Annotated in this window: 21 protein-coding genes; 10 read left to right on the forward strand and 11 right to left on the reverse strand. The window is 70.1% G+C overall.

The window, feature by feature from the left end; translation table 11 throughout:
* Positions 1 to 1,362 (forward strand): molybdopterin-dependent oxidoreductase (locus ACKOQ4_RS04810; protein WP_526289368.1); only part of this gene is annotated, 1,362 nt, incomplete at its 5' end.
* 53 nt (positions 1,363 to 1,415) lie between these two features.
* Positions 1,416 to 2,069, forward strand: coding sequence for a DUF5642 family protein (locus tag ACKOQ4_RS04815; protein WP_526289370.1), 654 nt, complete (start codon positions 1,416 to 1,418; stop codon positions 2,067 to 2,069).
* 5 nt (positions 2,070 to 2,074) lie between these two features.
* Here the strand turns inward: ACKOQ4_RS04815 and ACKOQ4_RS04820 are convergent, their stop codons facing one another.
* Complete coding sequence (locus ACKOQ4_RS04820) at positions 2,075 to 2,668, reverse strand: alpha-ketoglutarate-dependent dioxygenase AlkB (protein WP_526289372.1); 594 nt, start codon at positions 2,666 to 2,668, stop codon at positions 2,075 to 2,077.
* A gap of 69 nt (positions 2,669 to 2,737) precedes the next feature.
* Between ACKOQ4_RS04820 and ACKOQ4_RS04825 the strand changes: the two genes are divergently transcribed.
* Positions 2,738 to 3,946 carry an arginine deiminase gene (locus tag ACKOQ4_RS04825; protein ID WP_526289374.1) on the forward strand — a complete coding sequence of 403 codons (1,209 nt, stop codon included), beginning with the start codon at positions 2,738 to 2,740 and terminating at the stop codon, positions 3,944 to 3,946.
* Between the two features lie 59 nt (positions 3,947 to 4,005).
* Here the strand turns inward: ACKOQ4_RS04825 and ACKOQ4_RS04830 are convergent, their stop codons facing one another.
* Together ACKOQ4_RS04830 and ACKOQ4_RS04835 are read right to left on the reverse strand one after the other, a co-directional pair.
* Positions 4,006 to 4,848, reverse strand: coding sequence for a type IV toxin-antitoxin system AbiEi family antitoxin (locus ACKOQ4_RS04830; RefSeq protein ID WP_526289376.1), 843 nt, complete (start codon positions 4,846 to 4,848; stop codon positions 4,006 to 4,008).
* Positions 4,849 to 4,966: 118 nt separating this feature from the next.
* The gene (locus tag ACKOQ4_RS04835; protein WP_526289378.1) at positions 4,967 to 6,520 is read right to left on the reverse strand and encodes a dolichyl-phosphate-mannose--protein mannosyltransferase; all 1,554 of its coding nucleotides are present in this window, start codon (positions 6,518 to 6,520) and stop codon (positions 4,967 to 4,969) included.
* 25 nt (positions 6,521 to 6,545) lie between these two features.
* Here ACKOQ4_RS04835 and rsmI point away from each other — a divergent pair, with 25 nt between their 5' ends.
* Positions 6,546 to 7,385 carry a 16S rRNA (cytidine(1402)-2'-O)-methyltransferase gene (rsmI, locus tag ACKOQ4_RS04840; protein ID WP_526289380.1) on the forward strand — a complete coding sequence of 280 codons (840 nt, stop codon included), beginning with the start codon at positions 6,546 to 6,548 and terminating at the stop codon, positions 7,383 to 7,385.
* Here the strand turns inward: rsmI and ACKOQ4_RS04845 are convergent.
* Positions 7,352 to 8,596, reverse strand: coding sequence for an aminodeoxychorismate synthase component I (locus ACKOQ4_RS04845; RefSeq protein WP_526289382.1), 1,245 nt, complete (start codon positions 8,594 to 8,596; stop codon positions 7,352 to 7,354). The genes rsmI and ACKOQ4_RS04845 overlap by 34 nt on opposite strands.
* 67 nt (positions 8,597 to 8,663) lie before the next feature.
* Positions 8,664 to 10,232: a methionine--tRNA ligase gene (metG, locus tag ACKOQ4_RS04850; RefSeq protein WP_526289384.1), complete on the reverse strand. Its 1,569-nt coding sequence runs from the start codon at positions 10,230 to 10,232 to the stop codon at positions 8,664 to 8,666.
* Between the two features lie 26 nt (positions 10,233 to 10,258).
* On the opposite strand from metG, the gene ACKOQ4_RS04855 reads away from it, so the two are divergent.
* The 6 genes from ACKOQ4_RS04855 to ACKOQ4_RS04880 all read left to right on the forward strand — a co-directional run bounded on the left by ACKOQ4_RS04855 (position 10,259) and on the right by ACKOQ4_RS04880 (position 15,778).
* Complete coding sequence (locus ACKOQ4_RS04855) at positions 10,259 to 11,095, forward strand: TatD family hydrolase (protein ID WP_526289386.1); 837 nt, start codon at positions 10,259 to 10,261, stop codon at positions 11,093 to 11,095.
* Between the two features lie 205 nt (positions 11,096 to 11,300).
* A complete protein-coding gene (gene rsmA / locus ACKOQ4_RS04860) occupies positions 11,301 to 12,191 on the forward strand; it encodes a 16S rRNA (adenine(1518)-N(6)/adenine(1519)-N(6))-dimethyltransferase RsmA (protein WP_526289388.1) in 891 nt (296 codons plus the stop codon).
* 27 nt (positions 12,192 to 12,218) lie between these two features.
* Entirely contained in the window at positions 12,219 to 13,172 is a 954-nt protein-coding gene (locus ACKOQ4_RS04865) for a 4-(cytidine 5'-diphospho)-2-C-methyl-D-erythritol kinase (RefSeq protein ID WP_526289390.1), read from the forward strand.
* A gap of 204 nt (positions 13,173 to 13,376) precedes the next feature.
* Positions 13,377 to 15,011 (forward strand): fatty acyl-AMP ligase, encoded by a 1,635-nt coding sequence (locus ACKOQ4_RS04870; RefSeq protein WP_526289392.1) that lies wholly within the window; start codon positions 13,377 to 13,379, stop codon positions 15,009 to 15,011.
* Positions 15,012 to 15,098: 87 nt separating this feature from the next.
* Positions 15,099 to 15,524, forward strand: a complete 426-nt coding sequence (locus ACKOQ4_RS04875) for a DUF4189 domain-containing protein (RefSeq protein ID WP_526289394.1) — start codon at positions 15,099 to 15,101, stop codon at positions 15,522 to 15,524.
* Positions 15,525 to 15,556: 32 nt separating this feature from the next.
* Entirely contained in the window at positions 15,557 to 15,778 is a 222-nt protein-coding gene (locus ACKOQ4_RS04880; protein WP_526289396.1) for a hypothetical protein, read from the forward strand.
* 11 nt (positions 15,779 to 15,789) lie between these two features.
* Here the strand turns inward: ACKOQ4_RS04880 and pth are convergent, their stop codons facing one another.
* The 6 genes from pth to glmU form a co-directional block, all read right to left on the reverse strand.
* Entirely contained in the window at positions 15,790 to 16,365 is a 576-nt protein-coding gene (pth, locus tag ACKOQ4_RS04885) for an aminoacyl-tRNA hydrolase (RefSeq protein ID WP_526289398.1), read from the reverse strand.
* A 6-nt stretch (positions 16,366 to 16,371) separates the two neighbouring features.
* Positions 16,372 to 17,055 (reverse strand): 50S ribosomal protein L25/general stress protein Ctc, encoded by a 684-nt coding sequence (locus tag ACKOQ4_RS04890; RefSeq protein WP_526289400.1) that lies wholly within the window; start codon positions 17,053 to 17,055, stop codon positions 16,372 to 16,374.
* A 124-nt stretch (positions 17,056 to 17,179) separates the two neighbouring features.
* A complete protein-coding gene (locus ACKOQ4_RS04895; protein WP_526289402.1) occupies positions 17,180 to 18,046 on the reverse strand; it encodes an SDR family oxidoreductase in 867 nt (288 codons plus the stop codon).
* A 9-nt stretch (positions 18,047 to 18,055) separates the two neighbouring features.
* A complete protein-coding gene (locus ACKOQ4_RS04900; RefSeq protein ID WP_526289404.1) occupies positions 18,056 to 18,709 on the reverse strand; it encodes an LpqN/LpqT family lipoprotein in 654 nt (217 codons plus the stop codon).
* A gap of 9 nt (positions 18,710 to 18,718) precedes the next feature.
* The gene (locus tag ACKOQ4_RS04905; RefSeq protein WP_526289406.1) at positions 18,719 to 19,699 is read right to left on the reverse strand and encodes a ribose-phosphate diphosphokinase; all 981 of its coding nucleotides are present in this window, start codon (positions 19,697 to 19,699) and stop codon (positions 18,719 to 18,721) included.
* Between the two features lie 50 nt (positions 19,700 to 19,749).
* Positions 19,750 to 21,219 carry a bifunctional UDP-N-acetylglucosamine diphosphorylase/glucosamine-1-phosphate N-acetyltransferase GlmU gene (gene glmU / locus ACKOQ4_RS04910; protein WP_526289408.1) on the reverse strand — a complete coding sequence of 490 codons (1,470 nt, stop codon included), beginning with the start codon at positions 21,217 to 21,219 and terminating at the stop codon, positions 19,750 to 19,752.
* Positions 21,220 to 21,428 lie beyond the last annotated feature (209 nt).

A 21,428-nucleotide genomic window follows, 5' to 3' on the forward strand; every position in this document is an offset into this window, starting at 1 on the left:
GCCGGCTGCAAGCCGGACACCGAGTGGATGCGGATGCGCGGACCGGTCCCGGCCGATCGCCGCGACCCGGAAGACTCCGGGCGGGTCTGGACGGCCAAGGACGAGTCGGTCGCGCTGCCCAAGCAACTCGGGATCCCCGGAATCCGGCACTCGATCGGCCTGGCCCGCTGGTGGCACTTCAGCTTCGACCTGCTGTGGCTCATCAACGGGGTGGTGTTCGTCATCCTGCTGTTCAGCACCGACCAGTGGAAGCGGCTGATCCCCACCTCCTGGGAGGTGTTCCCCAACGCGGTGTCCAACGCGCTGCAGTACCTGTCCCTCGATCTGCCGCAGAACGCCGGGTTCGCCACCTACAACGCACTGCAGCTGCTGGCGTACTTCATCCCGGTGTTCATCGCCGCGCCGCTGGCATTGGTCACCGGTCTGCTGCAGGCCCCGGCCATCGCCGGGCGATTGGGCACCAGTGCGGGCCGGCTCAACCGGCAGATCGCCCGCACGGTGCACTTCGGGGTGCTGCTGTGGATGCTGACCTTCATCGTCGTCCACACCCTGATGGTGTTCGTCACCGGCTTCGTCGGCAACGTCAACCACATGACCCTGGGCACCGACACCGACTCCTACCTCGGCGTCGTTCTTTACCTGGCGTGGATGGCCGTGGTGGTCGCCTTCTGGCTGGTGGCCTCACCGCTGACGATCAAATATCCCCGGGCGGTTCAACTGGCGGGCAAGACGATGGTCGGCTGGCTCAAGGGGCTGCTGGAGCGCTGGGAGCCCAGGGCCACCTACTCCAGGGCTGACATCTCCGACTACTTCTGGGTCAACGGAAGTCTGCCGAAGACGGAGCAGTACCTGCGGCTCAAGGCGGGGAGCTGGTCGGACTACGTACTTCGGGTCGACGGCCTGGTGGAGAACCCGCTGGAACTGAGCTATGCGCAGTTGCTCGCGCTGCCGAAGCAGAGCCAGATCACCCAGCACTACTGCATTCAGGGCTGGTCGGCGATCGGCGAATGGTCGGGGGTGTCGATGCGCACCATCTGCGAGATGGCCAAGCCCCTGCCCGGCGCGAAGTGGGTGGCGTTCTACTCCCTCGGAGAGGGTGTCGACGGCGGGCGCTACTACGACTGCCACCCGATCGAGAACATGTACCACGACCAGACGATCCTGGCCTACGGCCTCAACGGGGAACCGCTCAACGAAGCCCACGGCGCCCCCCTGCGGTTGCGCGACGAGGTCGAACTCGGCTTCAAACAGGTCAAGTGGATTGAGGCCATCGAATTCGTCGAATCCTTCGAGCAACTCGGCGGCGGCCGCGGCGGGTACAACGAGGACCACGAATACTTCGGCTATCGGATGCCGATCTGAGGCGGTTCATGTCGGATCCGGGCCGCACAACAGGGCCGGGTACATTGACGCCGATGGTCATCCGCAAGGTCGCTGTGCTGCTGGGCTGTGTCGTCCTCGCCGGCTGCGGCGGGCGGTCCGGGCCGACCGCCGACATCGGCAAGATCACCGATCTGAGGTCCAGCTTCGGCCGGCAGTTCGCCGTCACCGAGGTGGAGCCGACCGGGATCGACCCGCGGTTCCTCACCGGTCAGAAACTGCCCGAGGGACTGAAGTTCGAGCCGGCCGACTGCGCGAAGTTCGCCGCCGGGCAACTGGTGCCCACCGGCACCGAGGGCAACATGGCCGCGGTGTCGGCCGAGGGTGAGGGCAACCGCTTCATCGTGATCGCCGTGCAGACCAACGAGCCGGTGCCGGTGTCCCAACCGGGGCCGGACTGCAAGAAGGTGTCCTTCAGCGGCACCGGCGTGCGCGGCACCGTTGAGGAGGTCGAGGTTCCCAGAATCGAGGGAACCACCACCCTCGGGGTGCACCGGGTCGTACAGACCCTGCCGACAGACGGAAAACCCCGCACCGGGGAGGTGTTCAACTACTCGGCGCATTTCGGTGACTACCAGGTGATCGTCTCGGCCAATCCGCTTGTGCTGCAGGGCAAACCGCCGGCGCCGGTGAATATCCAGCGGGCGCGGGACCTGCTGATCGCCGGAGTCAACGCGATCCGCACGTAGTCCCCTCAGCGCACCCCGGCCGGTCGGAACTGCACGCTGATCCGCGGCCCGGTGGGGGCGCTGGTCTTGGGAACGGCATGCTCCCAGGTGCGCTGGCAGGAACCGCCCATCACCAGAAGATCGCCGTGGGCCTGCGGCAGCCGCAGTGAGGAACCCCCGCCGCGTGGGCGCATGGCGAAGGTCCGGGTGGCGCCCAGGCTGACGACGGCGACCATGGTGTCCTGCGTGCGGCTGCGGCCGATCGTGTCGCCGTGCCAGGCGACGCTGTCGTTTCCGTCGCGGTACAGGCAGAAGCCGGCGGTGGTGAACGGCTCGCCGAGTTCGTCGGAGTAGATCTCGTTGAGGCGGAGCCGGAGCCGCTCCACCTCCGGGTGCGGCGGCGGTTGGCGAGTCAGGTCACTGAAGCCGACCAACCGCGGCACGTCGAGCACCCGGTCGTACATCAGCCTGCGCTCGCTGCGCCAGCACACCGCGCCGGCCAGCTCGCCGAACAGGGCGTCGTCCTCCACCCAGCCGGAGCGGGCCTCGATCCACGCGCCCGATCCCAGGTCGCGACGCTCGCAATGGTCGAACAGCGATCCCTGAACAGCCATGGTCACGCAGGCCATCGTATCGCACACGCGTTCGAATCGGGATCGTAGGCGCAGCGTGGCGATACGGTATTCGGCGTGACAGCGACGGTGCTCGGCGTGGACTCCGAAGTCGGGGTGCTGCGCACGGTCATCCTGCACCGGCCCGGCGCCGAACTCATGCGCCTGACGCCCCGCAACAACGACGCCCTGCTGTTCGACGGCCTGCCGTGGGTGCCGCGGGCGCAGGAGGAGCACGACGCCTTCGCCGCGCTGCTGCGCTCCCGCGGCGTGGAGGTGCTGCTTCTCGGTGACCTGCTCACCGAGGCGCTCGGGAGCGGGGCGGCGCGGATGCAGGGCATCGCGGCGGCGGTGGACGGCCGCAAACTCGGGCCGCATCTGGCCGGCGAACTCTCGGCCCGCCTGCGCGGGCTGGCGCCCGCCGAACTGGCGAACGTGCTGATCGCCGGGATGACCTTCGCCGAGCTTCCCGGCGACGCCGGCGCAGACACCTCGCTGGTTCGCCGGATGCACCAGGGCGGCGACTTCGTGATCGACCCGCTGCCGAACCTGATGTTCACCCGCGACTCGTCGTTCTGGATCGGGCCGCGTTTCGCGATCACCTCCCTGGCCCTGCCCGCCCGGGTGCGCGAGACCTCGCTGACCGACCTGATCTACGCCCACCATCCGCGTTTCCTCGGCGTGCGGAGGGCCTACGAGTCGCAGACCGCCCCCGTCGAAGGCGGCGACGTGCTGCTGCTGGCGCCGGGCGTGGTGGCCGTCGGGGTGGGGGAGCGCACCACGGCGGCCGGCGCGGAAGCGTTGGCGCGCAGCCTGTTCGACGACGGACTGGCCCACACCCTGCTGGCCGTCCCGATCGCCCAGGAGCGTGCCACCATGCATCTGGACACGGTGTGCACCATGGTCGACGTGGACGCGGTGGTGATGTACCCGGCGGTGCGGCATTCGCTGTCGGCGTTCACCATGACCCGCGGCGCCGGCGGGGTGAAGATCCTCGACGAGGAGCCGTTCGTGACCGCCGCGGCGCGGGCGATGGGTATCCCGCGGCTGCGGGTGATCGACACCGGGCTGGACCCGGTGACCGCCGAGCGCGAGCAGTGGGACGACGGCAACAACACCCTGGCCCTCGCGCCCGGTGTGGTGGTGGCCTACGAGCGCAACACCGAGACCAACGACCGCCTCACCGACGCCGGCATCGAGGTGCTGCCGATCGCCGCCTCCGAACTCGGCACCGGGCGCGGCGGCCCGCGCTGCATGTCCTGCCCGGCCGCCCGAGACCCGGTCTAGCCTTCCAGCCTTCCAGCGAGATCGCCGTCACGGCTGGGGGATCACGTCGATCGCAGCCCTCACGCCGATCTCGCGGGGGCGGCCCGAAACGCTTCGCCGACCCGCTGGAGGATGAACGCCCGGGAATGCTCCTTGACCACCCGGATCATCGTCCAGTCGAGGCGATTGAGCATCTCGTGGCGGCCGATGTCGCGGACGAACTGCAGGCGGTCGCTGCGATGCTGGTCTCCGTCGTATTCCAGGCCGATCCTCGGCCCTTCCCAGCCCATGTCGATGAAGGCGGTCGAGGTGCCGTCGGACACCCTGATCTGCGTGCGCGGCCGCGGGAAGCCGGCGTCGGTGACGAGCAGCCGAAGCCAGGTCTCCTTCGGCGACTGCGCGCCCGGGTCGATCTCCGGGATCACCGCCCGGGCGCGCCGCACACCCCGCGCGCCCGGGTAGCGCGACGCCAGGTTGGCGATCGCCCCCGCGCCGACACCTCTCGCCGCGCAGAGGGCATCGAGATATGCGACCGCCTCAAGGCGCGGCAGGTGGCGGGCGAGGTCGAGGGCGGTGCGGACCGGGGTCGTGACGACGAGTCCGCCGACGCGCGTCGTCTCGTCATCCCCGATGCGCTCCTCGCGGACGATGACGCCCTCGCGACGCCGGCGACCGGCGCCGATGAGCTCGACGGGTGTGCCGGCGTCAACCCAGCCCACGCCGTGGATCGCAGCGGCGGCCCTGCCCGCGACGACGCTCCCCGGAATCCACAGTGCCGCCGCCGCGGTGCTCGTCGCGAGCGTGCGCTCCGCGGTCTTCTCGAGGTAGACGTCCGGATGGAGCGCGGCGTACCGCCAGCGCAGCTGACCGCGGGTCAGCTCGCCGCGGGCGATGGCCTGGCTTCCGAGGATGGGCGAAGGCATGCCGGAATGCTGTTGGCCACCCCCGACAAAACCCGCCCGTCCCCGCGAAATCCACGCTACGGCTGTGGATAACTCTCAATCGCAACCCTCAAGGGGATCTCGCGGAGGCGGGCGCGGGCTAGCGCCAGCTGGGCAGCCACATCTCCATGTTCCAGGTCGTCTGCGATACCGGGATGCCGGTCATCACCGGGAACAGCCACGCGAAGTTGGTGATCGCGAGAGCCAGGTACAGGCACACCACGAGCATCCCCAGCGTCCGCCGCTCGGCGCCCACGTTCGGCCGGTAGAGGATGTCGCCGAGGATCAGGGCGATCGCCGTCAACAGGAACGGCGCCATCGGCACCGCGTAGAAGAAGTACATCTGCCGGTCGATGTTGAACATCCACGGCAGCCAGCCGGCCAGGTAGCCCACCAGGACGACGGCGTAGCGCCAGTCGCGGCGCACCAGCGTCCGCCACAGCGCGTAGCCCAGCACCGGCGCGGCCAGCCACCACATCGTCGGCGTTCCGATCAGCAGGACGGCCTTGACGCAGGACGACGCCCCGCAGCCCGGCACGTCGTTGTTGTCGATGGCGTAGAGCACCGGGCGCAGCGACATCGGCCACGTCCAGGGCTTGGACTCCCACGGGTGGTGGTTGCCCGCGGTGTTGGTCAGCGTGGAGTGGAAGTGAAACGCCTTGTAGGTGTAGTGCCACAGCGACCGGATGGCGTCGGGCGGCTGCCACCAGAACTGCCGCTCACCGATCGACCGCCCCGCCTCGTAGCGGTTGACCGCCGTCTCCGAGGCGAACCACGGGGTGTAGGCGAGCAGGTACAGACCGAACGGGATCAGTCCGAGGGCATACGCCGCCGGGCCGGTGTCGCGGCGCAGCACCCCGGCCCAGGGCCGCGGCACCCGGTAGGCGCGCCGGGCGGTGCCGTCCATCACCAGCGTCATCACCCCGAAGAACGCGATGTAGTACAGCCCCGACCACTTGGTCGCGAAGGCCAGCCCGAGCAGGACACCCGCGGCGAAACGCCACCAGCGCACGCCCAGCCTTGGCCCCCAGGGTGTTTCGGCGATCCGGCCTTCCGTCCACGCGGTGTGCAGACGGGCGCGAACCTCGTCGCGATCGACCATCAGCGCGCCGAAGGCGCCGACGACGAACACCGTCATGAAGATGTCGAGCAGGGCGGTGCGGGCGGCGACGAAGCTGACCCCGTCCGCCACCACCAGCAGCCCCGCCATCGCGCCGACCAGAGTCGAGCGGCTGATCCGCCGCGCGATGCGGGTCACCAGCACCGCCAGGATCACCCCGAACGCCGCCGCGGTGAAGCGCCAGCCCAGTCCGGTGTAGCCGAACATCGACTCGCCGATAGCGATCAGCTGCTTGCCCAGCGGCGGGTGCACCACCAGGCCGAACCCGGGGTTGTCCTCGACGCCGTAGTTGTGCAGCAACTGCCAGGCCTGCGGCGCGTAGTGCTTCTCGTCGAAGATCGGCGTTCCGGCGTCGGTGGGCGAACCCAGGTTCATGAAGCGGGTGACGGCCGCGAGCACCGCCACCACCGCCGTCGCCACCCAGCCCGCCGTCCGGTCGGTCGGACCGGAATCGGCGACGGGCACCAGGGGGCCGGGGCTGATGACGTCGACGTGACGCTCGGGCGCCTCGAGGTCATCGGTCAGGACGGTCATCGCCTCCGATCGTAGGCTCACTGGCATGTCAGCCGGCCGTCTGCTCCTGGGTGCGACCCCGCTGGGCCAGGCCGCCGACGCCTCGCGCCGCCTGACCGATGCGCTGTCCACCGCCGACGTGGTGGCCGCCGAGGACACCCGCCGGGTGCGCAGCCTGGCCGGCTCGCTCGGCGTCGCGATCGGCGGCCGGGTGCTGAGCCTGTTCGATGCCAACGAGGCCGCCCGGGTGCCGGGCCTGGTCGCCGAGATCGCCGGCGGGGCCACCGTGCTGCTGGTCAGCGACGCCGGGATGCCACTGGTCAGCGACCCCGGCTACCGCCTGGTGACGGCCTGCGTCGACGCCGGTCTGACGGTGTCCTGCCTGCCCGGGCCGTCGGCGGTCACCACGGCGCTGGCGGTGTCCGGCCTGCCCTCGGACCGGTTCTGCTTCGAGGGGTTCGCCCCGCGCAGGCCGTCGGCGCGGCGCGCCTGGCTGGCCGCACTGGCCGGTGAGACGCGCACGACGGTGTTCTTCGAGTCGCCGAGGCGGTTGGCCGACTGCCTGCGCGACGCCGCCGAGGTCCTCGGGGACCAGCGCCGCGCGACGGTGTGCCGGGAACTCACCAAGACACACGAGCAGATCCGCCGCGGGACGCTGGGGGAATTGGCGTCCTGGGCGGCCGAGGGGGTGCTCGGCGAGATCACGGTGGTGCTGGCCGGCGCGACCCCGGTGGCCGACCTTGACGCGTTGGTGCTCGAGGTCCTGGCACTGGTCGACGGCGGGATGCGGGTCAAGGACGCCTGCGCCGAGGTGGCCGGCGCGCACCCGGCGGCGCCGTCGCGCCGCGACCTCTACGACGCCGTGCTGCGGGCCCGGTCGTCCTGAGCCGAGCCGACGATGGCTGCGGCCTTGTCCAGGCACTCCTGCCACTCGGCGTCGGGGTCCGAGTCGGCGGTGATACCCCCGCCCACGCCGAGTACCGCCCGGCCGGCCGCGTCGAACTCGACGGTGCGGATCGCCACGTTCAGCTCGCATCCCGCCACCGGCGAGGCCAGGCCCACCGTGCCGCAGTAGACGCCGCGCCGGTTCGGTTCCCACCGCGACAACAGCTGGCGCGCACGGGCTTTCGGGGTGCCCGTCACCGACGCGGGTGGGAAGGCCGCGTCCAGCAGCTCCGCGGTGGGCAGGTCCGCGGGGACTCGCGCCGAGACCGTCGAGACCAGATGCCACACCCCGGGCGCGGGGTGCACGGCGAGCAGTTCGGTCACCGTCACCGAACCGGTGCGGGCCACCCTGCCCAGGTCGTTGCGGACCAGGTCGACGATCATGATGTTCTCCGCGACGTCCTTGACCGACGCGCGGAGTCGCCCGGGATCGGCCTGCCGCGGCAGCGTGCCCTTGATCGGGCTGGAACTGACGTGCTCGCCGGCGCGGCGCAGGAACAGCTCCGGGGACAGCGAGGCCACCGCGCCCCAGCCGCCGGCCAGATAGGCGGCGCGGGCCGGGGCGGTGCGGGCCGCCGCGTCGGCGAAGAAGTCCAGCGGTGAGCCGCGGACCACGCCGGTGAACTGGGTGCATACGCACGCCTGGTACACCTCGCCGGCACCGATGGCGTCCAGGCAGGACCCGACGGCGGCCCGGTGCCGGGTGTGATCCGGCTCCTGCCAGGTGATCTCGCAGGCCTGCCGTTCGCCGCCGGCATCCAGCGCGCAGGTCAGCCAACCGGGAATCGCCGCGCCGGTGAGGCTTTCGTACCACCACTGGCCGCCGCGATCGAGCCGCAGTACGCAGTCGGTCCAGCCGCCCGCGGCGACGGGGATGCGCGGGGGAGCGCCGTCGGCACCGGGGTCGGGGTAGGACAGGTAGCCCAACCAGCCGCCGCCGACGGCGTCGGTGCGGTCTCCCGGCGCGACGGCGAACACCGCGGCCGGGTCGATCGGCTCCGCGGCGACCGACGGCGCGATCACCGCCGCCGAGCCGAACCAGTCGCCGATCAGCGCGGCCGGCGGCGGCAGGCCGTTGCGGCGGGCACCGGCGCCGACGGCGCGCAGCACATCGGCGGGGGAGCCCAGGTCCGGAATCCGCTCAGCCCGCACCGGATCTAGCCTGCCCGCCCCGCGAGCAGACGCAAAGTGTCACGGCACGCCGGGTTTGCGTGAGACTTCATGTCTGCTCGCGGGGGGTGGCCGGGATCTCGTAGCGGGGGAAGACCCCGACCGGCGCGGGCAGTCCGGTGCCCGGCACCAGGCGGGTGCCCAGTGCCGAGAAGTCCCTGCTGCCCGCGGGCTGGCCCAGCAGGTCCAGCAGCCGGGCCGCCGAGGCCGGCATCACCGGTTGCACCAGCACCGCGGCGACCCGCACCGCTTCCAGCGTCACGTACAGAACCGTCCGGAAGCGCTGCTGATCCCCGGCGGACTCCGACTTGCGCAGCACCCAGGGTTCCTGCGCGGAGAAGTAGCGGTTGGCCGCCCCGAGCATCAGCCAGACGGCTTCCAGGCCGAGGTGCATGGCCTGGGCGTCGAAGGCGTCGCGGACCCGCGGCAACAGGCCGTCGGCCATGGCCAGCAACTCGGCGTCCTCGGCGGTGAACGCACCGGGTTCGGGCACCGCCGCGCCGAGGTTCTTGTTCACCATCGACAGCGAACGCTGTGCCAGGTTGCCCAGTTCGTTGGCCAGATCGGTGTTGATCCGGTTGACGATGCCCTCCTCGCTGTAGCTGCCGTCCTGGCCGAACGGCACCTCCCGAAGCAGGAAGTAGCGCACCTGATCGACGCCGAAGCTCTCCACCAGCGACACCGGATCGACGACGTTGCCCACCGACTTGCTCATCTTCTCGCCGCGGTTGTACAGGAAGCCGTGCGCGAAAACCCTGCGCGGCAGAGGGATTCCCGCAGACATCAGGAACGCCGGCCAGTAGACGGTGTGGAATCGGATGATGTCCTTGCCGATCATGTGCAGATCGGCCGGCCAAAACCGTTGGTAGAGGGCCGAGTCGGTATCCGGATAGCCCGCTCCGGTGAGGTAGTTCGTCAGCGCGTCGACCCACACGTACATCACGTGCGCGGGGTCGCCCGGCACCGGAACCCCCCAGTCGAACGACGTGCGTGAGATCGACAGGTCACGCAGGCCGCCGGAGACGAAGCTGACCACCTCGTTGCGCCGCACCTCCGGCGCGATGAATTCCGGGTGTTCGGCGTAGTGCGCCAGCAGCCGGTCGGCGTAGGCCGACAGCCGGAAGAAGTACGTCTGCTCCTCGGTCCAGGTCACCGGCGTGCCCGTCTCGGTTGCGATCCGGGTTCCGTCGGACTCGACGGTGGTCTCGGCCTCGGTGAAGAACCGCTCGTCGCGCACCGAGTACCAGCCCGAGTACGTGTCGAGGTAGATGTCGCCGTTGTCGGCCATCCGCTGCCAGATCGCCGTCGACGCAGCGTAGTGATCGGGATCGGTGGTCCGGATGAACCGGTCGAAGGAGATGTCGAGCAACACCTGCAGGCGCTCGAAGGCATCGGAGTTGCGACGGGCGAACTCAGGCGTCGGAATGCCCTCGGCGGCGGCGGTCTGGGCCATCTTCAGGCCGTGCTCGTCGGTGCCGGTGAGGAACCGCACGTCGAAACCGTCGAGCCTCTTGAAGCGGGCGATGGCGTCGGTGGCCACGTATTCGTAGGCGTGGCCGACGTGCGGTGCGCCGTTGGGGTAGGCGATCGCGGTGGTCACATAGAAGGGCTCGCTCATGTCGAGCCTCACCTTATGGTGTTGCGGTGAGCAAGCGTCCGGAGCGTCAGCCGCCGCCGGCCCCGGAGCCGCTGGCCCCGCTGATCGACGCCCACACCCACCTCGACGCCTGCGGCGCCCGAACCGCGGACGACGTCCGCGCGATCGCCGACCGGGCCGAGTCCGTCGGCGTGCAGGCCATGGTGACCATCGCCGACGACCTGGACTCCGCGCGCTGGGTGACCGCGGCCGGCGAGTGGGACGACCGGGTCTTTGCCGCGGTGGCCCTGCACCCCACCCGGGCGGGCGCGCTGACCGGCCCCGCGCGCGCCGAGATCGAGCGACTGGCCGTCCACCCCCGGGTAGTCGCGATCGGGGAGACCGGGATGGACCTCTACTGGCCGGGAAGGCTGGACGGCTGCGCGCCGCCCGCCGTCCAGCGCGAGGCGTTCGCCTGGCACATCGACCTGGCCAAGCGCACCGGCAAGCCGCTGATGATCCACAACCGGGACGCCGACGCCGAGGTGCTCGACGTGCTGGCCGCCGAAGGCCCCCCGGACACGGTGATCTTCCACTGCTTCTCCTCCGGCCCGCAGATGGCCCGCACCTGCATCGACGCCGGCTGGATCCTGAGCCTGTCCGGAACGGTCAGCTTCCGCAACGCCCGCGACCTGCGGGCCGCCGCAGCCCTCATTCCCCCGGGCCAGCTGCTGGTGGAGACCGACGCACCGTTTCTGACCCCGCACCCCTTCCGGGGGGCGCCCAACGAGCCGTACTGCCTGCCCTACACCGTGCGGGCCCTGGCCGACCTGCTGGGCCGCCCGGCCGAGGACATCGCCCTCGAGTCGGCCGCCGCCGCGCGCCGGGTGTACCGGCTGGATTGATTCCGGCGCATCGGGGCCGGGCGGATCCGCTTTTGCTGTTACCCGGTTCCATAGGTCGAGTTATTGCTTAACCCGGCTGGTTCGGAGGTTCTGGGTTAGGCTTTAAAGGCAGTCCGGACAACCAGCCAGGACTGCGTGAACGAAAAACGAACAGCGCGTTCCGGCGCCGGCGGGGGGCTCGGACCGTTTGCGGAGGAGGGGCACCATGACGATTCGGCTATTAACGCGGACCGAGATTCGAAACATCGCCAAGGAACTGGACTTCCGGCCGCGCAAGGCCTTCGGCCAGAACTTCGTCCACGACGCCAACACGCTGCGGCGGGTGGTGTCGTCGTCGGGCGTCAACAAGAGCGACCACGTCCTGGAGGTCGGTCCCGGACTGGGCTCGCTGACCCTGGCCCTGCTGGACCGCGGCGCGCGGGTGACCGCGGTCGAGATCGACCCGGTCCTGGCCGGGCGGCTGCCCAAGACCATCGCCGAGCACTCGCACAGCGAGATCCACCGGCTCACCGTCCTCAACCAGGACGTCCTGACCCTGAGCCGGTCCGAGATGGCCGAACCGCCGACGGCGCTGGTGGCCAACCTCCCGTACAACATCGCGGTGCCGGCCCTGCTGCACCTGTTCGCCGAATTCCCCACCATCCGCACCGCCATGGTGATGGTCCAGGCCGAGGTCGCCGAACGGCTCGCCGCCGAGCCCGGGACCAAGGAGTACGGCGTCCCGAGCGTCAAGGTCCGCTTCTTCGGCGACGTCCGCCGCTACGGCATGGTCTCCCCGACGGTGTTCTGGCCCATCCCGCGGGTGTACTCCGGTCTGGTGCGGGTCGACCGCTACGACGCCGCGGCGTGGCCGACCGACGAGGCCTTCCGGCGACAGGTGTTCAGCCTGATCGACACCGCCTTCGCCCAGCGTCGCAAGACCGTTCGCAACGCCTTCCTGGAGTGGGCGGGATCGGGCAACGAGTCCGCCCGCCGGCTGCTCTCTGCCAGTATCGACCCGGCCCGCCGCGGCGAGACCCTGACCGTCGCCGACTTCATCCGGTTGCTGCAACGCTCGAGCGCCGAACAGGCGGCGCAGTCCGCCGACATGCGCTGACCGCAGGGCCACCGATACCCTCGTGCTGTGCCAACTAGCGGCAGCACCGCTGCGGAATGGGTGCCGACCGGGTCGGTGACGGTCCGGGTGCCCGGCAAGGTCAATCTCTTCCTCGGCGTCGGTGATCTGCGTCCGGACGGCTATCACGAGCTCGCCACCGTCTTCCACGCGGTGTCGCTGAGCGACGACGTCACCGTACGCACCGCCGATTTCCTCACCGTTGCGGTGGCGGGCGAGGGCGCCGGCGAGGTTCCTGTCGACGAGCGGAACCTGGCCTGGCAGGCAGCCGAACTGATGGCCGAGCATGTCGGGCGCGCGCCCGACGTGGAGATCAGGATCGAGAAGTCGATCCCGGTGTCCGGGGGTATGGCGGGCGGCAGCGCCGACGCGGCCGCCGTCCTGGTCGCCATGAACTCGTTGTGGGAGTTGGGCGTTCCGCGCCGCGACCTGCACGCGATGGCCGCCGAACTGGGCAGCGACGTGCCCTTCGCGCTGCACGGCGGCACGGCGCTGGGCACCGGCCGCGGCGAGGAGCTGGCGACGGTGCTGGCCCGCAGCACGTTCCACTGGGTGCTCGCCTTCGGCGCGGACGGGCTCTCCGCGTCGTCGGTGTACGCCGAGATCGACCGGCTGCGCGAGGTGGGCGAGCCGCCACGGCTGTCCGACCCCGAGCCGCTGCTGTCGGCGCTGTCCGCCGGGGACCCGCACGCGCTGGCCCCGCTGCTGGGCAACGACCTGCAGCCGGCGGCGCTGAGCCTGCGGCCGGGGTTGCGCCGCACACTGCGCGCGGGCACCGAGGCCGGGGCACTGGCCGGCGTCGTGTCCGGGTCGGGTCCCACCTGTGCCTTCCTGTGCGAATCGGCCGGAGCCGCGATCGACGTCGGCACCGAGTTGGCCGGTGCCGGGGTGTGCCGGACGGTGCGGGTGGCCAGCGGACCGGTGCACGGTGCCAGGGTGGTGCCGACGGCCGGTTGCGGATAGCGGGACGGGCGGGAAAGCCACGGTGCGCCGAGTTGTCCAGGTTCTTAAGGAGAGTCTAAGATCGTCGGCGGTGTCACCGAAAGGCTCCGGCTTCCTGCGGGCGTGCCGTCTAGGAGACGGGCGCGTGCAGGCGGAGCATGGACACGGAGATGGGCCTGTCCATCGGCCGTTGCCGACGCCGCGCCGGAAGCCAAGGAGGTCGTCGTGAGCCGCTTCACCGACAAGATGTTCCACAACGCGATGACCAGCAGCAAGGGCATGGTCACCGGCGAGCCCAACGAGCCGGTCAGGCACACCTGGCGAGAGGTGCACGAGCGTTCCCGCCGGATCGCGGGCGGCCTGGCCGCCGCGGGGGTCGGCCCCGGTGACGCCGTCGGCGTGCTGGCCGGGGCGCCGGTCGAGATCGCCCCGACCGCGCAGGCGCTGTGGATGCGCGGCGCGAGCCTGACCATGCTGCACCAGCCCACCCCCCGCACCGACCTGGTGCACTGGGCCGAGGACACCACCAACGTCATCGAGATGATCGCCGCCAAGGCTGTCGTCATCTCCGAGCCGTTCCTGGCCGCCGCCCCGGTTCTGGCCGAGCGCGGCGTGCTGGTGCTGACCGTGGAGGACCTGCTGGCCGCGGATCCGATCGACCCCGTCGAGACCGGTGAGGACGACGTCGCGCTGATGCAACTCACTTCCGGCTCGACTGGTTCTCCGAAGGCCGTCGTGATCACCCACCGCAACATCTACTCCAACGCCGAGGCCATGTACATCGGCGCGCAGTACGACGTCGACAACGACGTCATGGTCAGCTGGCTGCCGTGCTTCCACGACATGGGGATGGTGGGCTTCCTGACCCTCCCGATGTACTTCGGTGCCGAATTGGTCAAGGTGACGCCGCTGGACTTCCTCAAAGACACCCTGTTGTGGGCCAAGCTGATCGACAAGTACAAGGGCACTATGACCGCCGCGCCCAACTTCGCCTACGCGCTGTTCGCCAAGCGGTTGCGCCGTCAGGCCAAGCCGGGCGAATTCGATTTGTCCACACTGCGTTTCGCGCTGTCCGGTGCCGAGCCGGTGGAACCGGCCGACGTCGAGGACCTGATCGACGCGGGTAAGCCCTTCGGACTGAGGCCGACGGCGATCCTGCCGGCATACGGGATGGCCGAGACGACGCTGGCGGTGTCGTTCTCCGAGTGCGGCGCCGGCCTGGTGGTCGACGAGGTCGACGCCGATCTGCTGGCCGCGCTGCGCCGGGCCATTCCGTCGAGTAAGGGCAACACCCGCCGGCTGGCCTCGCTGGGACCACTGCTGCAGGATCTCGAGGCCCGGATCGTCGACGAGGACGGAAAGGTCCTGCCCACCCGCGGCGTGGGCATCATCGAACTGCGGGGCGAGTCGCTGACGCCCGGATACCTCACAATGGGCGGCTTCGTCGCGGCCCAGGACGAGAACGGCTGGTACGACACCGGTGACCTGGGCTACCTCACCGAGGAGGGTCACGTCGTGGTCTGCGGCCGGGTCAAGGACGTCATCATCATGGCCGGCCGCAACATCTACCCGACCGACATCGAGCGGGCCGCCGGCCGGGTCGAGGGTGTGCGGCCGGGCTGCGCGGTGGCGGTTCGCCTGGATGCCGGGCACTCGCGGGAGACCTTCGCCGTCGCGGTGGAGTCCAACGCCTGGGAGGACCCGGCCGAGGTTCGGCGCATCGAGAAGCAGGTCGCCCACGAGGTGGTCGCCGAGGTCGACGCCCGGCCGCGCAACGTGGTGGTGCTCGGACCCGGCACCATTCCCAAGACGCCGTCGGGCAAGTTGCGACGGTCGACCTCGCTGATGCTGGTCACCTGAACACGCGATCCCATTCAAGCCCCGCTGCGCCAAACCGCGCCGCCTTTAGTAGGCTCCCCGGAGTAGTCGACTCAGGAGAGGACCGGTATGGCCAGACGTAGGGTTTCGGCGATCGTGGCGGCGGGCTTCGTCGCGGCAGGGTTGTCGACGGGCATCGCGTGGGCGGGTGGCGAAGGCGGTACCGTGCAGCCCGATGACATCTCGGTCGCAGTCGGCACCGGCGAATTCATCAACGAACTGGCCGGTTTCACGGCCTACGGTCCCAACAACGATGCGGCCGCGGCTGCTGTCATCGCGGCCTGCCAGGCCGCCGGCGGCGTCGAGTGCACCGCCGACGAGGTGACCAACGACAACCTGTGCATCGTGTCGGTCGCCTCGGATTCGACCGACGTCGTCGCCGGCGGCGCTGGTCCGACCATCGAGGCCGCGCGTCAGGACGCTCTCAACAAAGCCATCGCGAACGGCACCCCCGAGGGTGCTGACGCCGTGGTCGTCGTATCGGCCTGCCCGTGATGACGACCAACAGCCGGAAGGGAACAGACACCATGAACGCTCGCGCCAAGGCGGCAGTGCTGATTGCGGGTTTGACCGTCGCGGCGGGGGTCTCGGCTCCGTCGGCGGTCGCACGGCCGACCTGCCAGCAGACCGATTTCAAGAGCATCTGCCAGACCAACGGCAGCGTGTCGATCAAGGCCCGGCCGGGAACGGTCGCGCCGCCGGCCAACATGCCGCACGTCCCGTGGCTCGGGGCGGCGGGACGCCGCTAGCGGCAACGGGACTACCAGGCGTGCACCTGGTTCTGCGCCGTCTCCAGTCCCGCCTCGATCAGTAGTTCGGTGGCGTCGGCTGCCTGCTCGCACAGCGTCGGCACCTCGCCGCGCTCGGCGGCGCTGAACGGTTCCAGCACGAACGCCGCCGGGTCCTTGCGGCCGGGCGGGCGGCCGATTCCGACCCGAACGCGCTGGAATTCTTTGCTGCCCAGCGCATTTGCCACCGAACGCAATCCGTTGTGGCCACCCTCGCCGCCACCGACCTTGAGCCGCACCTTGCCGAAGTCCAGGTCGAGTTCGTCGTGGATGACGACGACGTCGCCGGGCGCCACCGAGTAGAACTTCGCCAGCGGCCCGACCTGCCGGCCGGACTCGTTCATGTAGCACCGAGTTTTGGCCAGTACGACGGGTCGTTGCCCCAGACGTCCGGTGACCACCTCGGCGCCGGAACGCTTGTGCACCTTGAACGCCGCCCCGATCCGCGCGGCCAGCAGGTCGGCCACCATGAACCCGAGGTTGTGGCGGGTCTTGGCGTACTGCGGTCCGGGGTTGCCCAGGCCGACGACCAACAGCGGCTCGGCCATCCGGTGTTACTCGGCCTCGGCGGCCGCGCCCTCGCCCTCGGCCCCGCCCTCGGCGGCTTCGGCACCTTCTCCCTCGGCCTCGGCTGCCCCGCCCTCGGCGGCCTCGCCGGCGCCCTCGGCCTCGAGTTCCTCGGCGGTCGGGGCCGCGACGATGTTGACCACGAGCATCTCCGGGTCGCTGATGAGGGTGACACCGGAGGGCAGTGCGACCTGGCCGGCCAGGATCTGGGTGCCCTCCTCGGCGCCCTCGATCGACACGGTCAGGCTTTCCGGGATCGACAGGGCCTCGGCCTCGATCTCGATGGTGGTGGCGTCCTGGGTCACCAGCGTGCCGGAGTCGGCTTCGCCCTCCAGGTGCACCGGCACCTCCACGGTCACCTTCTCCCCGCGCTTGACGATGATCAGATCGGCGTGGGTGATGGTGCGCTTGACGGGGTGGATGGCCAGCGCCTTGGTCAGCGCCAACTCCTCGGAGCCGTCGATGTCCAGGCTCAGCACGGCGTTGGTGCCGGAATGGCGCAGCACGGCGGCGAAGTCGTGGGCGTTGACCTCCAGATGCCGGGGGTCCTCACCGTGGCCGTAGAGGACGGCGGGGAACTTGCCCTCGCGCCGGGCCTGGCGCGATGCGCCCTTGCCGGTGCGGGTGCGCACCTCGACCTTGAGCTTGTTGGTGGTGGCGCCTTTGGCCATCTGAGGTCTCCTGCCTTCCGGGGATCAACACGGCGGAGGGCTCGGGACTTACGAGGCCTCGTCGATAACGGTGGACATGTCCACCCTCGCCGTGACGCGGCCCCAAGGGTAGCCGACGGCCGCCCTAGAGCGGAAATCGTGTGCCGGTGAGCTGTTCGGACAGCTCCCACAGCTTGCGCGCCATCCCGGCATCCCGGGCCAGCGGGCTGCGGCTCGCCGGCTCGACCGGACCGCGGGCCCCGTACTTCGGGCCGACGAAGCTGTCCGGCGGCAGGTCGGCGGAGGCTGCGTACAAGCTCGGGATGGCGCCGTCCTCCGGGCTGGCGCCGGCCAGCTTGTTGGCCGCCAGCCAGAACGGGGTGCCGATCCGGTTGCCGGTGTGGCCCTGCAGGTTGGTGGCCGAGTACCCGGGATGGGCGGCATGGGCCTTGACCGCAGAGCCGGTGGCGGTCAGCCGGCGCTGCAGCTCGCTGGTGAACAGCAGGTTGGCCAGCTTGGACTGGCCGTAGGCCAGCCAGGCCGAGTAGGGCCGGGCCTTCCAGTTCAGATCCTTGAGGCTGATCCATCCCGACCAGTGCATCAGTGAGGACACCGTGACCACCCGGTCGCCCAGTTTGGGCAGCAGCAGGTTGGTCAGCGCGAAGTGGCCCAGGTGGTTGGTGCCGATCTGGCTCTCGAAGCCGTCGCGGGTGATCCCGTAGGGCACGGCCATGATGCCGGCGTTGTTGATCAGCACGTCGACGATTCCGATGGAGTCGGCGAAGTCGTGCACCGACGCCAGGTCCTGCAGATCCAGCCGACGCACCCCGACGTCGCCGCGCATGCCCGCCGCCGCGGCGTTGCCCTTGTCGACGTTGCGGCAGGCCATGATGACGCGCGCGCCGGCCGCGGCGAGCTCGCGGGCGGTCACCAGTCCCAGCCCGCTGTTGGCGCCGGTGACGATCGCGGTCCGCCCGGCGAACGACGGGAGGTCGGCGGGGGTCCAGGGCATGCGGCAAACCTACTTCACGGCCACCGAGAAGCCGTCGATGATCTTCTGCACATCGGGCGCCTGGGCGGCGGCCTGGTCGGCCAGTGTCGTCACGGTGAACTGGACCAGGTAGCGGTTGAAGTCCTTGGTCACCGGGATGACGATCCGGTTGTAGGTGTGCAGCCGGGTTCCGGTGTGGTCGTAACTGCCCTCGATCATCGACGAGGGGAATCCGTCGAAGTCGGCGTTGGAGTAGTTCAGCTTCCGGAAGCCCTTGGACATCTCGGCGTCGTCGTCGGCGTGCTCGAGGGCGGCCGGAACGTCGAAGTTGCCGTCCAGCTTGAACACCATGACCATCGCGGTCGGATAGGTGTTGTTCTTGGCGATCGCCTCGGTGCCCGGGGAGAAGTTCGGGTTGGAGTACTTGGTCCAGCCCTCCGGACGCGGCAGGTTCACCGTCAGGTCGGTGAGCACGTCCAGCGGGACCTGTTGGCCGGTGACGCCGACGCTGGACAGGTACTGGGCGATCGGGGTCGGCGAGGTGGGCGCGGTGGTCGTGGTGGCCGAGCTACTCGAAGTCCAGATCGTCGAGTAGTCGGCCGTCTTCGCCCCGCAGGCCGCCAACACCGCAACCGCCAGGACCGACGCAGCGATCCGGCAACGTGTCAGTAACTCGCCCCTCACCAATGCGGTCTACGCGTCTCCGTCGAAAAGACCTGTGACCGAGCCGTTTTCGAAGACCGCACGGATCGTGCTGGCCAGCAGCGGCGCGATCGACAGCACTGTCAGTTGCGGAAAGCGCTTGGACTCGTCGATGGGAAGGGTGTCGGTGACGATCACCTCGCGGGCGCCGCTGTTGGCCAGCCGCTCGGATGCCGGCTCGGACAGCACCCCGTGGGTGGCCGCGATGATCACGTCGGCCGCGCCGTCGTCGTGCAGCAGTTTCACCGCGCCGGCGATGGTGCCGCCGGTGTCGATCATGTCGTCGGTGAGCACGCAGGTCTTGCCCTCTACCTCGCCGACGACCCGGTTGGACACCACCTGGTTGGGCACCCGGGGGTCGCGGGTCTTGTGGATGAACGCCAGCGGCGTGCCGCCCAGGGCGTCGGCCCACTTCTCGGCCACCCGAACCCGGCCGGAGTCGGGGGACACCACGACGACGTCCTCGCTGCTGTAGTTGTCCTTGATGTAGCCGGTCAGCAGCGGCTGAGCCCGCATGTGGTCCACCGGGCCGTCGAAGAAGCCCTGGATCTGGTCGGTGTGCAGATCCACCGACACGATGCGGTCCGCGCCGGCGGTCTTGAGCAGGTCGGCGACCAGTCGGGCCGAGATCGGCTCGCGGCCGCGGTGCTTCTTGTCCTGGCGCGCATAGGGGTAGAACGGCAGGATCGCGGTGATCCGCTTTGCGCTGCCGCGCTTGAGCGCGTCGATCATGATGAGCTGTTCCATCAGCCACTTGTTCAGCGGCACCGGATGGGACTGCAGCACGAAGGCGTCGCAGCCGCGCACCGACTCGTCGAAGCGGACGAAGATCTCCCCGTTGGCGAAGTCGCGGGCGGTCTGCGCGATCACATGGGTATCGAGTTCCTTGGCGACCTGCTCGGCCAGTTCCGGGTGCGCGCGGCCGGAGAACAGCATGAGGTTCTTGCGGGCGTCGATCCAGTCCGTGCTCACTGCGCTGCCCTCGCCGGTCGGGAAACGGGTAACGGCCTCATCGTAGCGAGCTAGGAATCCCGCTGGGCGTCCGACTCGGGTTTCCGGCGGGCCCTCTGTGCCGCCCTGGCCGAGTCGCTGTCGGGCCGGTTGTGCAGCACCCAGTCCTCGATGATCCGCTGCCCCCCGGCCGAGACCGCCAGCGCGCCGGGCGGGACGTCCTCGCGCAGCACCGTGCCCGCCCCGGTGTAGGCGCCGTCGCCGACACTGACCGGGGCGACGAACATGGTGTCGCTGCCGGTGCGCACGTGCGAGCCGATCGTCGTCCGGCTCTTGTTCTCGCCGTCGTAGTTGACGAACACACTGGAGGCGCCGATGTTGCTGTGCTCGCCGATGTCGGCGTCGCCGACGTAGGTCAGGTGCGGCACCTTGGTGCCGGTGCCGATGGTGGCGTTCTTGGTCTCGACGAACGCGCCCAGCTTGCCGTCGTCGCCCAGCCGGGTGCCGGGACGCAGGTAGGTGAACGGGCCCACCTCCGCGCCGTCGCCGACGGCGGCCTCGATGCCGTGCGTGCGTACCACCGATGCGCCGTCGCCAACCGCGACGTCGGTCAGCGTGGTGTCCGGGCCGATGCTGCAGCGGGTGCCGATCCGGGTGCCGCCGAGCAGCTGGGTGCCGGGGGCGATCACGGTGTCCCGGCCGATGGTCACGTCGACGTCGATCCAGGTGGTCGCCGGATCCACCACGGTCACCCCCGCCCGCTGGTGGGCTGCCACGACACGGCGGTTGAGTTCGGCTCCCAGGTCGGCCAGCTGGACCCGGTCGTTGACGCCGGCGACCAGAGCCGCGTCGTCGACGTGCCGGGCGTGCACCACGTGTCCGTCGGCACGCACGATCGAGATGGCGTCGGTGAGGTACAGCTCGTGCTGGGCGTTGTCCGACGACAGCCTGCTCAGCGCCGACCGCAGCGCGGCGATGTCGAAGGCGTACACCCCGGCGTTGATCTCCCTGATCGCGCGCTGCTGAGGGGTGGCGTCGGTCTCCTCGACGATCGCGATCACCTCGCCGTCCTGGGTGCGCAGGATGCGTCCGTAGCCCTGGGCGTCGGGAACCGTGGTGGTCAGCATGGTCACCGCGGCACGCCCGCCGGCGTGGGCGGCGATCAGGTCGGCCAGGGTGTCGGCGTCGAGCAGCGGGATGTCGCCGGAGGTGATCACCACCGTCCCGGCGAAGTCCCCCGGCAGTGCGGACAGGCCGCACATCGCCGCGTGTCCGGTGCCCAGTTGCTGCTCCTGCACCGCGACGTCGATCGGGCGGCCGAGTCGGGCGGCCAGGTCGCCGACGGCCGGGCCGATGCGTTCGCGGTCGCGGCCGAGCACCACCACCAGGTGCGTGGGCGCCACCTTGGCGACGGCGTGCAAGGCGTGCGAGAGCATGCTGCGTCCGCCCAGGGTGTGCAGAACCTTGGGGGTGTCCGAGCGCATCCGGGTGCCGGCGCCGGCGGCGAGGACCAGTACGGCGGATTCCGTCGGCGACGTCATGCCCGGGATTCTATGCCCGGTCAGGAACGCGGAAAGAGGACCCTTGGCGAGATCGCCCGCAGGGTCGTACCGCGGGCAAAGGCACAGCCGTGGTGGCGAACTCGCGGAGCCCGGCCGTGGCTCCCCCGCCAGGTCTCGAACCTGCACTATCTGAACCAAAATCAGAGGTTCAGCCCATTAAACCCCGGCGGTTAGCGCGTGTGTGGCTG

It is taken from the genome of Mycobacterium sp. (assembly GCF_046095365.1).
In the GTDB taxonomy this organism is placed as follows: Bacteria; Actinomycetota; Actinomycetes; order Mycobacteriales; family Mycobacteriaceae; genus Mycobacterium.